Origin of the sequence: Pseudomonas sp. LjRoot277 (assembly GCF_964253845.1) — a bacterium.
GTDB lineage: Bacteria > Pseudomonadota > Gammaproteobacteria > Pseudomonadales > Pseudomonadaceae > Aquipseudomonas.
The window spans coordinates 5,282,126-5,296,596 of the sequence record NZ_CAXURI020000001.1; the positions used below are offsets into that span (position 1 = coordinate 5,282,126).

Annotated in this window: 9 protein-coding genes; 1 reads left to right on the forward strand and 8 read right to left on the reverse strand. The window is 58.5% G+C overall.

All coding sequences use genetic code 11. The features are described 5' to 3' along the window. Positions 1-64 precede the first annotated feature (64 nt). Positions 65-1,285, reverse strand: coding sequence for an aspartate aminotransferase family protein (locus ACSQ87_RS24760; RefSeq protein ID WP_223432475.1), 1,221 nt, complete (start codon positions 1,283-1,285; stop codon positions 65-67). 287 nt (positions 1,286-1,572) lie between these two features. Between ACSQ87_RS24760 and ACSQ87_RS24765 the strand changes: the two genes are divergently transcribed. Next, positions 1,573-6,438 (forward strand): dermonecrotic toxin domain-containing protein, encoded by a 4,866-nt coding sequence (locus ACSQ87_RS24765; protein ID WP_436274579.1) that lies wholly within the window; start codon positions 1,573-1,575, stop codon positions 6,436-6,438. A gap of 31 nt (positions 6,439-6,469) precedes the next feature. On the opposite strand, the gene argR is transcribed toward ACSQ87_RS24765, so the two are convergent. From argR to acs, 7 genes are all read right to left on the reverse strand, one after another. Next, positions 6,470-7,450, reverse strand: a complete 981-nt coding sequence (gene argR, locus ACSQ87_RS24770) for a transcriptional regulator ArgR (protein ID WP_150657168.1) — start codon at positions 7,448-7,450, stop codon at positions 6,470-6,472. A 113-nt stretch (positions 7,451-7,563) separates the two neighbouring features. After that, complete coding sequence (locus tag ACSQ87_RS24775; RefSeq protein WP_008154324.1) at positions 7,564-8,328, reverse strand: ABC transporter ATP-binding protein; 765 nt, start codon at positions 8,326-8,328, stop codon at positions 7,564-7,566. A 27-nt stretch (positions 8,329-8,355) separates the two neighbouring features. Further along, positions 8,356-9,468 carry a M14 family metallopeptidase gene (locus ACSQ87_RS24780; RefSeq protein WP_436274580.1) on the reverse strand — a complete coding sequence of 371 codons (1,113 nt, stop codon included), beginning with the start codon at positions 9,466-9,468 and terminating at the stop codon, positions 8,356-8,358. A gap of 1 nt (position 9,469) precedes the next feature. Further along, positions 9,470-10,168: an ABC transporter permease gene (locus ACSQ87_RS24785; protein WP_223431875.1), complete on the reverse strand. Its 699-nt coding sequence runs from the start codon at positions 10,166-10,168 to the stop codon at positions 9,470-9,472. Next, positions 10,165-10,854: an ABC transporter permease gene (locus ACSQ87_RS24790; RefSeq protein ID WP_007904805.1), complete on the reverse strand. Its 690-nt coding sequence runs from the start codon at positions 10,852-10,854 to the stop codon at positions 10,165-10,167. The genes ACSQ87_RS24785 and ACSQ87_RS24790 overlap by 4 nt, the downstream gene beginning before the upstream one ends. 91 nt (positions 10,855-10,945) lie before the next feature. Beyond that, a complete protein-coding gene (locus tag ACSQ87_RS24795; protein ID WP_008154331.1) occupies positions 10,946-11,719 on the reverse strand; it encodes an ABC transporter substrate-binding protein in 774 nt (257 codons plus the stop codon). Positions 11,720-12,419: 700 nt separating this feature from the next. Next, on the reverse strand, positions 12,420-14,375 hold the full coding sequence (gene acs, locus ACSQ87_RS24800; protein ID WP_436274581.1) for an acetate--CoA ligase: 1,956 nt from the start codon (positions 14,373-14,375) through the stop codon (positions 12,420-12,422). Positions 14,376-14,471: the final 96 nt, after the last annotated feature.

Consider the following 14,471-nt stretch of genomic DNA (forward strand, 5'->3'; position numbering starts at 1 on the left):
CCGGCACAGGAAAATTGTCTCAGCGCCTATCTATAACGATAGGCGCTGAGGAGCACTGCATGAATCAGGCTTGAGTCAGTTTCGCCGCGGCGCGCTCGAAACGATCCAGACCGGCATCGATATCGGCGTCTTCAACCACCAGGCTTGGCGCGAAACGAACCACGTCCGGGCCGGCTTGCAGAATCATCAGGCCTTCTTTTTCAGCGGCGTTGAAGATGTCCTTGGCCTTGCCTTTCCAGGCATCGTTCAGCACGCAACCGATCAACAGGCCCATACCACGGACCTGGGTGAACAGGCCGTACTTCTCGCCGATCTGTTCCAGGCGGGCCTTGAACTTGTCGTGCTTGGCGTTGACGCCAGCCAGCACTTCAGGGGTATTAACCACGTCGATCACGGCTTCAGCGACAGCGCACGCCAGCGGGTTACCGCCGTAGGTGGTGCCGTGAGTGCCGACGACCAGATGTTTGGCCAGGTCTTCGGTGGTCAGCATTGCGGCGATCGGGAAACCACCGCCCAGGCTCTTGGCGCTGGTCAGGATGTCCGGCGTCACGCCGTAATGCTGGTAGGCGAACAGCTTGCCGCTGCGGCCCATGCCGGTTTGCACTTCGTCGAAAATCAGCAGCGCATTGTGCGCGGTGCACAGTTCACGGGCGCCTTGCAGGTACTCGAGTTCAGCCGGGATCACGCCGCTCTCGCCCTGGATCGGCTCCAGAACCACAGCGCACGTCTTGTCGGAAATGGCGGCTTTGAGCGCGGCCAGATCGTTGAACGGCACGTGGGTGATACCGGTGATCTTCGGACCGAAGCCATCGGAATACTTCGACTGACCACCGACGTTCACGGTGAACAGGGTACGGCCGTGGAAGCTGTTGAGCGCGGCGATGATTTCGTACTTCTCGCTGCCGAAACGATCGAAACCGACGCGACGGGCCAGCTTGAAGGCGGCCTCGTTGGCTTCGGCGCCGGAGTTGCAGAAGAACGCGCGCTCGGCAAAAGTAGCGTCGATCAGCTTATGGGCCAGGCGCAAGGCCGGCTCATTGGTGAACACGTTGGACACGTGCCACAGCTTGTTCGCCTGCTCGGTCAAGGCACTCACCAGCGCCGGGTGCGCATGGCCCAATACGTTAACGGCAATCCCGCCGGCGAAGTCGATCAGCTCGCGGCCAGACTGGTCCCAGACGCGGGAACCGGCGCCACGCACAGGGATGAAAGCGGCAGGCGCGTAGTTGGGAACCATTACCTGGTCGAAATCGGCGCGTTGTACCGCAGCGTGCTCAACGGACATCGGAGTCTCCTGATGAGGAACACTCGCCTGAAACTGGCGAGCGATGGGGGGATTGTAAGGACAGTTTTCAGCCCGGCCTTGCCGCCAAGCGACAACTTCTTATAGCGCAAACCCCGGTTTTTCCCGGGTTTACGGCAATGCGACATATAGGGTCGCAAAGGCGCAGTTTAAACCGTCGGCACAGGTTATAGGCAGGCTTGTCGAACGGTGCGGTAAATATGTACCGCACGGAACCGATCATCGTCTGTTTTGCTGGCGGCTCATCCAAAACGCTAAGGGAATAGCGCATGAGCCGATACGAGAACGATCGCCTTTCCACTACCGGGGGCAGTGAATCCGCTACGCAGCCGGACGATCACTACCATCACCTGTTCAACAATCTGCCAGTCTGGGTATTAGAAGCATCGTCCAGTACACACCGAGCTCTCAAGAACGCCACGTTTATGACGTCGGACTGGCATGGCACCGCAACACCGCTGCAGCGCCAGTCGCTGAAAAAGATCAGTCAGGAACACTGGACCCATCGAAATCGTCTGGACTCAATGCTGTCGAAGCTGCGAAGCGCACAAGCCTTTGCCGAACCGCTGCTGAGCGACGCCCTGAAAACCCGGTTCAACCTGGATCTGGACGTCAAAACTACCTTCCTGCGCCTGTACATCCCTCAAACCGTGCCGCTTTTCGGAATCAAGACTGGCGCCGCGCGCACCTGGACCGTGTCGATGCTCGACGCCGTCCTGCATAACTTTCACGAATCGGAAACAGCGGCAGGGGCTTACGAGTCAGCCTCGACGTTCATCACCAAACCTTCGCCCACAGGGCAGTTCGATACGCTGCCGGCGGTCAAGCAAAAGCTCACTATCCCGGCCTTTGCCCGGTTATGCCGGGAACTGGATATCGGCGCCCGGTACAACGTTTACCTCAAAGACAATCTGGGGTTCTCCAACCCGGTGGCCGGTGCGGTGTTGAAATCGAAGGTGATCGGCTCGCACAAAACAGCACTCAAATCTGCGCTGCAGATGGCGCAAATCCGAAAGGATATTCCAGCGGATGCCCATCTCTCGATCCAGCGCATTCTGGAAGGGCGTTCGGGTGCTCGACTGGATGGGCAGCCGCTGCAGGGTCACGACCTGACAATGATGTCCTCCTCGCTGACCGGCATTGTCATTTTCGCGGCGAGCCTGGAGCGCGCACGCACGGCAACACGGATCATTGCCTACATTCCCGATGATCCAGAGCATCCTCTCAAGGAATACCCGAACACATTGGCGTTCATGGCCGAGCTGACCCGTAAACTGCGCTCGCCCGCTTATCAAACGTTCTTCAGTCGCTTCGTCGACCACAAGGAAAGAGGACATTTTTTCGCGGACCTCAACCGTCGCCTCCAGCGCGTGACCTGGCATCAACACCGACAGGGCGACCCACTGCCGAGCTGGCGCGAAACGCCCATCGACAAGCCTGATTTGCGGTTTTCGGCGACCCCGTTCAGAGCGGACCTTTGGAACCATCTCTATCAGCGACAGCTGAACAAGATCCTCAACGATGCAAGCACGCTCGCCGTCTCCACCGCCACTGCTGACATCAACGCGCGATGGGCATTGTGGAATGCCTTCAGCAAAGTGGCCTCGACAATCCTTGAAATCGCGACGTTCGTTGCGTTGCCTTTCGTCCCGTTTCTCGGCGAATTGATGCTCGGCTACATGGCCTACCAATTACTCGACGAAACCTTCGAAGGCATAGTGGACCTGGCGGAAGGGCTGAAAACAGAAGCGTTCGGGCATCTGATGACGTTCGTCGAAACGGTGGTTCAGGTGGGGACATTTGCGGTGGGCGGCGCCATCGCTGCCCGGACCCTCAGCCGCCTGCTCTCTCGTGAAGCTATTGCGCTTGTCGACCCACTCAAACCCGTCACAACGCCCAAAGGAAAAACCCGCTACTGGAAGCCGGATCTCAAGCCTTACGAACAAGCACTCATTTTGCCCGAAGGAGTAAAACCCGATCATCTCGGCCTCTATCAATACGAGGGCAAGACGCTGCTGCCGCTGGAGGAAAAACTGTATGCCGTGAAGCCCGACCGCGTGCCAGGCACGTTTCAGATTAAGCATCCGAACCGAACTGATGCTTATCAACCCCCTCTGCTGCATAACAACCACGGCGCCTGGCACACAGAACTGGAGCAACCGCTGAACTGGGACCGGGAAAAAGTCATGTCTCGCCTCGGCCATAGCGTCGAGTCATTCAACAGCGTTGAGCGCGAACAGATCTTGCGGGTCAGCGGTTACCACGACGACGTAGTGCGCGAAATGCATGTCGAACATTATCGTCCGCCTTCGCTGCTGACAGACACGATCAAGCGTTTCAGGATCAACCGGGACATTGAAACTTTTATCGAACAGATCGGCAGCGACCAGCCCGAGCGCTATCGCAAGGCCGATCTGATCCTGCAACATCAATTACTGACCGGCTACGACGATTGGCCTGTCGACACGCCAATGCCGCCACCGGAAACCCAAACGAAAGCCTTCAGAAAACAAACGGCCGAACTTGCCCTGAAGCATCACAAATCGCTGTTCGATACACGCTATCGCGCGCAGGAGAAAACCGACAACGTGCAGGTCCAGCGACTGCTCGACGACGTGCATGGATTGCCGACCGATGTCGCGCAAGAGCTGGTGAGCAATGCAACCGGGACCGAGTTACGCCATCTGCACAACGGTCGCGCGCCCCAACGGCTCAAGGAAGCAGCACTAAAAGCCATGGAGGCCGTACGCGCAGCCCGAGCCTGTGAAGGCCTTTATTCCGACGCTCTGGACAACACCGACACCCACCGACTGGCCTTGCAAAGCCTGAATTCGCTGCCCGGCTTTCCCGCCGAACTGCGTATTGAAGTGAGGGATTACACCCATGACGGACTTGTGCGCGACAGCATTGGCCAGGCCGATGCGCCGATCGTGAAAACACTGGTGCGCGCCGAAGTCGGCACTTACCAGGTTTATCAAGACAGCGAATCGGTGCCCGGTGATTTTTATCAGGGTCTTTTTCAGGCGCTGCCGCAAGCACAGCGCAATGCGTTGAGCCCATCTATCGCAAATGCTCAGTCACTCAAACTACACATCGCCGAACATGCATTGAACCAACCGGCACTACGCAAGCTGTTCGCAAAAAATCCCAATCGAAAACCGTTCTACGATCCGACGACCATGCGCTTGCCTGGCGGCTCGGATGGATACCGACGCAGTTACTTTCCGACGCCGTCCCTCAACGACCGTGTTCGCGAGGTTTACCCCAGCCTTTCCGAGGAGGAACTCCAGTCTGTTGTTCTCCAGTTACAAACGCATCCCGATGGCGCTCGCATGGAGCTCTCACGCCTGTCCAGCGAGCTCTCGCGACTGCATCAGGATCTGAACACCTGGCTAAACGATTCGCCCACTGTCCACCCGCAAACCCGAGTTCCCCTGAGCGAACTGGAACGACAGGCCGCTCAACACAATCGCAGGCTGCTGGCCCAGGAAATCCAGCGCAGCTGGCGCCGACAATCAGAGCGGGACTTCGATGGCCCGGATGACACACCGCGCTATGCACTCAGATTTGCCGAGCCGATTCTTGGCGATCTACCGACGCTGACGGCCGATTTCCCCCATGTGTCATTGCTGTCCCTTGAAGGCAGTCATGCTGTGCAGGGTGTTCCCGAGTTTCTTCAGCGCTTCACCAGCTTGCGCCGCCTCGATTTAAAACGCTTTTCCCTGACCGCCCTCCCCGAGGCCATTCCTCGAATGACGGACCTTGATGCGCTGGTGTTAAGCGATTGCGGAGTCAGGTTCGATGCTGCCAACTGGGCGAAACTGTCTTCATTGAACAAGCTGGTCATGCTGGATCTGTACCAGAACCCGTTCACTATGGTGCCCAGTGTCGAATCCATGCCTGAGCTTGTTCACCTGGACCTGAGCCGTACCGGCCTGACCGACATTCCCGACAGCGTAGTTCGCCACCCTAAACTTGATACCGCGAAGCTGCTACACAACAGGATCAGTGAGCTGCCTTCGCAATTATTCGAAAGCCCGGTGTACACCAAACGCGCAATACACCTGACGCACAATCCGCTTTCGGATAACGCCCGACAACTGATCAAGCATCACTACTTCGACAGCTCATACGATTTAGGTATCTATGCCCCAGAGGCGGACATCAACCGAGTCAGGGCGCTGTACCCGAACCTGGAGGTTGGACAGGCGAGCGAGTTTGTCTATGAACTGGCAGGCACACTGGCAGACGGCCGGATCGAGTTGACAAGCCTTGAAGCGGAGTTGGCACAACTGAGCAATGACTTGGCGGCATGGACCGCCGACCTTCCGGCCCAACACCCGTTGACGGGCGAACCGTTCACCGCCCAACAACAGCTTGTCGAGCACATGAACCGCGACCAATTCAAACTGACACTGGAGCAGTGCTGGCGGCATGAAAGCGAACTGGATGATTTCAATGGAGCACTGGAGCCCACCTATGAACTCGTTTTCGAATCCTACATCAACGGCGACCTGCCTACCCTGAACGCCGACTTCAGTCATGTGACATCGCTGGAGTTACGCAGCGCCGACGGAGTGACCCGCACCGGGCATTTTCTGGAGTCTTTCCCCAACCTCAAAAGCCTCAGGCTTCGCGACTGTAATCTGGGCAACATTCCCGATGCGGTGTTCAAGATGGGTCAACTGCGGTCGCTGTCGCTCCGTGAGTGTCGCGTCAGACTGTCAGCGGAATCGGCAAGTGCGCTGGCGGGAATGGAACAGCTCGATTATCTCGATCTGGCCCACAACCCCCTGGGGCAAACGCCTGACCTGAGTCAGATGAGGGAGCTCGCGACCGTACTGTTGAATGACACGGGCATCACCGAAATACCGCACGGCCTGCTGCAAATGACAGAGCTGGACTGGGCCGACCTCAGTGGCAACGCCATTAGCGAAGTCCCCAGCGACGTGCTGGAACTTCCGGTAGAAATCGCTGAAAACATCAGTTTTCGAGGTAATCGGTTTTCCGAAGAGAGCCTGCTACGGCTGATCGGTTACTTCGAACGGACGGGCATGGACTTTGGCGTGGAAGAGGTGATCAATCGAGGAGAGATGGAGATCTCGACTTCTGAAGGCTCTGAAATAGAGGAGTAAATCAGCCTCAGCAGGTGACGTGATTGCTCTGTCACCCACGCTCCGAGGGCACCGACGACAATTCGAACGGGCTGCTGCTGCGCCGCTGGTTGCGATCTTCCCGCGGCGTGGCACCGAAGAAGTTGCGGTAAGCGCTGGAGAAATGCGGCCCCGAGGAGAAGCCACACGACAGGCCGATCTGGATGATCGACTTGCTGGTTTGCATCAACATCTGCCGGGCCTTGTTCAGGCGCAGTTCCAGGTAATACTGGCTCGGCACACGGTTGAGGTATTGCTTGAAGATCCGCTCCAGCTGCCGACGGGACACGCACACATGCTGGGCGATTTCGTCGGTGGTCAGCGGCTCTTCGATGTTGGCTTCCATCAGCAACACGGCTTGCGTGAGCTTCGGATGGCTGGAACCGAGACGGTTCTGCAGCGGGATGCGCTGACGCTCGCCACCCTCGCGGATGCGCTCGACCACCAACTCTTCCGACACCGCACCGGCCAGTTCTGCACCGTGATCACGAGCCAGTACGGCCAGCAACAAGTCGAGTACCGACAGGCCGCCGCACGCGGTCAGACGATCGCGATCCCAGTCGAACAGATGACTGGTGGCGATGACTTTCGGGAAACGTTCGGTGAAGTCGTCCTGCCAGCGCCAATGCACGGCAGCGCGATAACCGTCGAGCAAACCCAGTTGGGCCAACGGGTAAACACCGGCCGACAAACCACCGATCACGCAGCCAGCACGCACCTGTTGTTTCAGCGCACTGCTGAGCGCCGGCGCGAGTGTGGTCGGCGGCTCATCGGCGAGCAGGAACAGTTTCTGGAAGTTTTCGAGCTTGCCGGCCCATGGTTCACCCGGCAATTGCCAAGCGCCTTCAGTCGGCGGTTCGGCCTGCAAAAACGACAGTTCGTAGACAACGTCCGGATGCACACGCTGGGCAACACGCAAGGCCTCCTCAGCCAGCGCAAGCGTCAGTGCTTTAGTGCTAGGCCAAATCAGGAAACCAATTCGATGGGCAGTCATGGCGGGCAATCCGAAACGAAAACACTGTTAGAAGCCGAAAGCGGCTGCAACCAAATTAGACCATCTGGCGCGCGGTGCGCAGCATGACCTAATTTGGTGCGTAACGGGAGCGATTACTTCAGGCTGCCCGAGAGGAATTGTTGCAGGCGTTCGGACTGTGGATTGACCAGCACCTCACGCGGGTTGCCGCTTTCTTCGACGACACCTTTGTGCAGGAACACCAGCTGGTTCGACACTTCACGGGCGAAGCCCATTTCGTGCGTCACCACCACCATGGTCCGGCCTTCCAGCGCCAGGGCCTGCATGACTTTCAGCACGTCGCCGACCAGTTCCGGGTCGAGCGCTGATGTCGGTTCGTCGAACAGCATCACCTCAGGTTCCATCGCCAGCGCACGGGCGATCGCCACACGCTGCTGCTCGCCGCCGGACATGTGGCCCGGGTAAGCATCTTTACGATGGGCCACACCGACCTTATTCAGGTAGTGCTCGGCCTTCTCGCGGGCTTCGGCCTTGGACATGCCGAGCACGTGGACCGGCGCTTCCATGATGTTTTCCAGCGCGGTCATGTGCGACCACAGGTTGAAATGCTGGAACACCATCGACAGGCGCGAACGCATGCGTTGCAGCTGTTTCGGGTCGGCAGCCTTCAGCGCGCCGTCCTTGTTGGCAACCAGTTTCAGCTCTTCGTTGTTGAGCAGAATCTTGCCCGCGTGCGGCTGCTCCAGCAGGTTGATGCAGCGCAGGAAAGTACTTTTGCCGGAGCCACTGGAGCCGATGATGCTGATCACATCGCCAGCCGCCGCTTTCAGGGACACGCCCTTGAGCACTTCGTGACTGCCATAGCGTTTATGCAGGTCTTGGACTTCAAGTTTGTACATGCGGTCGGTTCTCACAAAAACAGTCAGTCAGTCGTTGAGCAAGCGCCCGTGACGCAGCGCTTCGCGCCCCGCCACCTTGGCCAGCCAGAAACCGGGTTGGGCATAACGCAGCCGTTCAATGGCAAACAGCACCCCGGACGTACCAGCACACACCGTGCTGACCCGATCCGATAACGGATCGATCACTTCAAAAATCTCGTCGCCGGCTTCAATCCATTCACCGGGTTTACGCAAGAAACTGATCACGCCAGGGTGTGGCGCAAACAGCAATTCGGTGCCTTCGAATGGCATGCCTTCGCAAGCATCTTGCGCAGGTTTTGGCCATTCGCCGCTGATCAAGCCTTGCTCGGCGAGGAACGCCAGAATGCCTTCGGCGTAAGCGCAGGCTTCAGCGCGACCGGTATCGGCCTGACCACCTAATTCAATGGTAGTCGCCAGGCAGGCCAGGGGAATCTGGGCATCTGGAAACAGACGCGACAGACGCAGCCATGGCAGCGAGCACGCTTCGTCGAAAGAACTGCCGCCGGAATCTTCCGCCAGCAGACCGACCTTGACGTTCAAGTGTGCAGCGAGCGAACGCCAATGCGGCCAATGTTGCGGCAAGGCATACATGTGCAGCGCCGCTTCGCAATCGCAGTGCAGATCCAGCACCACATCGGCGGTGCAGGCATGGCTGAGCAAAATGCGCTGCATGCCTTGCAACTGACTCTCGGCAGGCGGCAAGGCAGCCAGCACATCGCTCATGGTTTCACGGATCAAACGGATATTGGCGTGAGGATCGTCACCCAGATGCCCTTGCAGCTCAGCGGCCACGGGCTCGCTCAGCTCGACGAAATCCCGGTTGAAGTTCTTGCCGCTACCGGCCTCGAAACGCCCTTGATGATTGCCCTGAAGCAGTTGGCCGAGGCCCAGTGGATTGGCCACCGGCACCAGTTCGATCACACCGTTGAGCAAGCCTTGGGCTTCAAGTTCGGTCAGGCGCTTTTTCAGCTCCCAGGCCGTGCGCATGCCGGGCAATTCATCGGCGTGCAAGCTGGCCTGGATGAAGGCCTTGCGCTCGCCGCTTCCGAAGCGGAACACCGAAATCTGGCGTTCGCTGCCCAGGTGGCTCCACGGCAATGAATGATCGATGCGTTCCATATCAGTGCTTCCGCGGGGCCAGATAGCCCAGCCAGCGGCGCTCGGCCTGTTTGAACAGGCGCACCAGAATGAACGTCAGGCACAGGTAGAACACGCCGGCGGTGATGTAGGCTTCGAACGGCAGGTAGAACTGCGCGTTGACCGTGCGTGCGGCACCGGTGATGTCGATCAGGGTCACGATGGACGCCAGACTGGTGGTCTGCAGCATCATGATCACTTCGTTGCTGTACTGCGGCAGCGCCCGGCGCAGGGCCGACGGCAACAGGATGCGCTTGTACATTTTGTAGCGCGACATACCCATCGCCTTGGCCGCTTCGATCTCACCATTCGGCGTAGCCCGCAGGCTGCCGGCGATGATTTCAGCGGTGTAGGCGCTGGTGTTGATCGCGAAGGCCAGGCACGCACAGAACGTGGCGCTGGACAGCCATGGCCAGAGGAAGCTTTCACGCACCGCTTCGAATTGCGCCAGACCGTAGTAGATCAAAAACAGCTGCACCAGCATCGGCGTGCCGCGGATCACGTAGGTGAACAGCCAGGCACTCATGTTGACGACCGGCTGCTTGGAGACGCGCATCAGCCCCAGCGGCAGTGCCGCCAACAGACCGAAAAGCAGCGACAGCGCGAGCAACTTAAGGGTGGTCACCAGGCCGCCGAAATACAGCGGCAGGGCCTCCCAAATGACGTTGTAGTCGAAGATCATAGATCAGCCGCCCTTACGCCTACCGAGTAGCGCTTCTCAAGGTGACGCAATGCCAACAACGAGACGCTGGTGATCACCAGGTACATCGCCGCCACTGCGAGGAAGAAGGTGAAAGGCTCGCGGGTGGCATCTGCCGCCTGCTTGGCCTTGAACATCATGTCTTGCAGACCCACCACCGAAATCAGCGCGGTGGCCTTGGTCAGGACCAGCCAGTTGTTGGTGAAACCCGGAATCGCCAGGCGAATCATCTGCGGCACCAACACCCGGAAGAACACCTGAAAACTGCTCATGCCGTACGCCATGCCAGCTTCTGCCTGACCTTTCGGGATCGCCATGAAGGCACCACGGAAGGTTTCCGACAGGTACGCACCGAAGATGAAGCCCAGGGTGCCGATACCGGCGGCCAACGGGTTCAGATCGATGTAATCGTCATAGCCGAGCATTGGTGCGACGCGGTTGAGCAGATCCTGGCCGCCGTAGAAAATCAGCAGGATCAGCACCAGGTCGGGAATCCCGCGGATCACCGTGGAATACAGGTCGCCCAGCCAGGCCAGCCAGCGAATCGGGGACAGACGCAGCGCAACGCCGATCAGACCCAGAACAATGGCCAAGACCATGGACGACAAGGCGAGCTGAAGCGTCAGCCATGCGCCATCGAGGATGACAGCCCCGTAGCCTTTCAACATGATTCAGGTCCTCGAAAAGGGGGATGAAAAAATGGCGCAAACCTCAGAGATCCTGTTGCTTGCGCCATTTCGGACTTGTCGCCGGGACGTGTTACTTGCCGTAGATATCGAAGGCGAAGTACTTGTCCTGGATTTGCTTGTACTTGCCGTTCTCGCGAATGGCGGTGATCGCGGTGTTGATCTTGTCTTTCAACGCGTCCCCCTTGCGAACTGCGATACCTACGCCGTCGCCGAAGTATTTGACGTCGGTGAAGGCCGGGCCAACGAAGGCGAAACCTTTGCCGGCGTCGGTTTTCAGGAAACCGTCATCCAGCAGCGTAGCGTCTGCCACGGTGCCGTCGAGGCGGCCAGCAGCCACGTCGAGGTAAATTTCGTTCTGCGAACCGTAAGGCTTGATCTCGGCACCCAGCGGGGCCAGGACTTCACGGGCGAAACGCTCGTGGATCGAACCACGTTGCACGCCGATGTTCTTGCCCTTGAGCTCAGCCAGGCTGTCACTGACTGGAGTGCCGGCCTTCATGACCAGGCGAGCCGGGGTGTTGTAGTACTTGTTGGTGAAGTCCACGGACTTCTTGCGATCTTCAGTGATCGACATGGACGACAGGATCGCGTCGATCTTGCGCACTTTGAGTGCCGGGATCAGACCGTCGAACTCTTGCTCGACCCAGACGCACTTGACCTTCATCTCTTCGCACAGAGCGTTGCCGATGTCGTAGTCGAAACCAACGATGCTGCCGTCCGGCGCTTTGGAAGCGAACGGAGGGTAAGCCGCTTCGATACCAATTTTCAGAGGCTTTTCATCGGCGAAAGTCGGCAGGGACAGCACGGACAGTGCCAGGGCGCCAAGCAGCACGAGTTTCTTCATCTTGGGACTCCATCGGTAAAGGGCTAAAACGGCAGAGTGAGCGACAGCCCAATATGCGAATGAGTGGAACCGCAAAGCGGTGCTGCGTTGTAGGAATCGCGCGCTTTTTTCAACGCGAGCAACAACGAGCGAGTGATCGGCATTCTAACGACAGGCCCGAAGCCGATATTTCTTCAATGCGACAACTAATTACAGAAGCACCGAGAAAGCCGCTTGGGCGCGTTGACAGCCTTGCAAATTCATGCAAGAGCAAAAGACAGTGAACCGATCTATGCTGCAAATTGCGGGCCTATTATTGGCAAACCCTTCTAATCCGGCAAGCGCAGCGTTGTGTCTTATTTGTTGCAGGGCCTGAGGAGACCCGATGACGGGGCTTTGCGTTTCCCAATGCCCCGTATCCGTGCGCGCGGTTACACATTCAGTTACTTGAACGAAGGCGGGTAACAGTGGGAAAGCGCCTACAACTGAAGCCGATAATTATTGGCCGTTGTGGATGTGGTGTCTGACAGGACGCCTTCGCGAGCAAGCCCGCTCCCACATTGATCTTCAGTGAACACTGAATTTGTGACCGACTCAGATTCAATGTGGGAGCGGGCTTGCTCGCGAAGAGGCCCGGACTGCCGACACAAAAACATCAGGCAGTAAAAAACCCCGCTCGGCGCAATGCCGGGCGGGGCTTTGGTGACTCAAGAACGGCGGGTTATGCGACGTTCATGATCTTGTGTTCATCAATCAAATGCTGCACCACACCCGGATCGGCCAGGGTGGAGATATCCCCCAACCCCTCATATTCGGCCGTAGCAATCTTGCGCAGGATACGGCGCATGATTTTGCCCGAACGGGTTTTCGGCAGGCCCGGCGCCCACTGAATCACATCCGGCGAGGCAATCGGACCGATTTCTTTACGAACCCAGTTTTTCAGCTCCAGACGCAGCTGCTCGCTCGGTTCTTCGCCACCGATCAACGTGACATAGACATAGATGCCCTGCCCTTTGATGTCGTGCGGCACACCGACCACGGCCGCTTCGGCGACTTTCGGGTGGGCGACCATCGCGCTTTCGATCTCGGCGGTGCCCATACGGTGACCGGAGACGTTGAGCACGTCATCCACGCGACCGGTAATCCAGTAGTAACCGTCTTCGTCACGACGCGCACCGTCACCGGTGAAGTACATGCCGCGGAACGTCTTGAAGTAGGTATCGACGAAACGGTCATGGTCGCCATACAGCGTACGCGCCTGGCCTGGCCACGAATCGAGAATCACCAGGTTGCCCTCGGCCACGCCTTCGAGGATGTTGCCCAGGTTGTCCACCAGTGCCGGCACTACGCCGAAGAACGGACGTGCAGCAGAACCCGGCTTGAGACCGTGAGCACCCGGCAGCGGGCTCATCATGTTGCCGCCCGTTTCGGTCTGCCACCAGGTGTCGACGATCGGGCAACGGGATTGGCCGACGTTCTTGTAGTACCAGTCCCACGCTTCCGGGTTGATCGGCTCACCGACCGAACCCAACAGTCGCAGGCTGCTGCCATCAGCGCCTTCAACAGCGGCTTTGCCCGACGCCATCATCGCGCGGATCGCGGTGGGCGCGGTGTAGAGGATATTGACCTTGTGCTTGTCGACGATTTTCGCCACCCGGGTGATGTCCGGATAGTTCGGCACGCCTTCGAACAACACGGTGGTCGCGCCGTTGGCCAGAGGGCCGTAGACGATGTAGGTGTGGCCGGTGACCCAACCGACGTCGGCGGTGCACCAGTAGACTTCGCCCGGGCGGTAGTCGAACACACGCTCGTGGGTCATCGCCGCGTACAGCAGATAACCGCCGGTGGTGTGTTGCACGCCCTTCGGCTTACCGGTCGAACCGGAGGTATAAAGGATGAACAGCGCTTCTTCAGCGCCCATTTCTTTCGGCGCGCAGACACTGCCCGCCACTTTCATCAGGTCTTCGAACCAGATGTCGCGATGCTGGTTCCACTTGATGTCGCCACCGGTGCGCTTGCACACGATGACTTTCTGAATGCTGCTGGTTTCCGGGTTGGTCAGCGCGTCGTCGACGTTGGACTTGAGCGGGATCTTCTTGCCGGCACGAATGCCTTCGTCGGCCGTGATCACTACTTTGGATTTGCAGTCGATGATCCGACCCGCCAGGGCTTCCGGCGAGAAACCACCGAACACCACCGAGTGAATCGCGCCGATCCGGGTACACGCCAGCATGGCGACCACGGCTTCGGGGATCATCGGCATATAGATAGTCACCACGTCGCCGCGGTGCACATCCTGGCCACGCAGGGCGTTGGCGAACTTGCAGACTTGTTCGTGCAGCTCGCGGTAGGTGATGTTGCGGCTTTCGGCAGGGTCATCCCCTTCCCAAATGATCGCGACTTGATCGCCGCGCTCGGCCAGATGACGGTCGAGGCAGTTGTAGGAAACGTTCAGAGTGCCGTCGGCGAACCATTTGATGTCGACATGGTGATCGTCGAAGGAAGTCTGTTTCACCGTGGTGAAAGGCTTGATCCAGTCGAGGCGCTTGGCTTGCTCGCGCCAGAAGCCGTCCGGGTTGACGACGGACTGCTGGTACATGGCCTTGTAGGTCGCCTCATCAGTCAGGGTGTTGGCCGCAACCTCGGGACGAACGGGATACAGAGAAGCCGCACTCATCTTTGTTACCTCGGTGGAATAGTTGTTTTTGTATGACCCAGTTGTAGCCGGGCCGGGCCTATAGAACCATTCGACGATGGTAGTAACAAGCCCCTA

Bases quoted from the DNA above. Each gene is read 5' to 3' on its own strand.
- ACSQ87_RS24760 (WP_223432475.1), bottom strand. From the start codon at position 1,285: ATGTCCGTTGAGCACGCTGCGGTACAACGCGCCGATTTCGACCAGGTA.
- ACSQ87_RS24765 (WP_436274579.1), top strand. From the start codon at position 1,573: ATGAGCCGATACGAGAACGATCGCCTTTCCACTACCGGGGGCAGTGAA.
- argR (WP_150657168.1), bottom strand. From the start codon at position 7,450: ATGACTGCCCATCGAATTGGTTTCCTGATTTGGCCTAGCACTAAAGCA.
- ACSQ87_RS24775 (WP_008154324.1), bottom strand. From the start codon at position 8,328: ATGTACAAACTTGAAGTCCAAGACCTGCATAAACGCTATGGCAGTCAC.
- ACSQ87_RS24780 (WP_436274580.1), bottom strand. From the start codon at position 9,468: ATGGAACGCATCGATCATTCATTGCCGTGGAGCCACCTGGGCAGCGAA.
- ACSQ87_RS24785 (WP_223431875.1), bottom strand. From the start codon at position 10,168: ATGATCTTCGACTACAACGTCATTTGGGAGGCCCTGCCGCTGTATTTC.
- ACSQ87_RS24790 (WP_007904805.1), bottom strand. From the start codon at position 10,854: ATGTTGAAAGGCTACGGGGCTGTCATCCTCGATGGCGCATGGCTGACG.
- ACSQ87_RS24795 (WP_008154331.1), bottom strand. From the start codon at position 11,719: ATGAAGAAACTCGTGCTGCTTGGCGCCCTGGCACTGTCCGTGCTGTCC.
- acs (WP_436274581.1), bottom strand. From the start codon at position 14,375: ATGAGTGCGGCTTCTCTGTATCCCGTTCGTCCCGAGGTTGCGGCCAAC.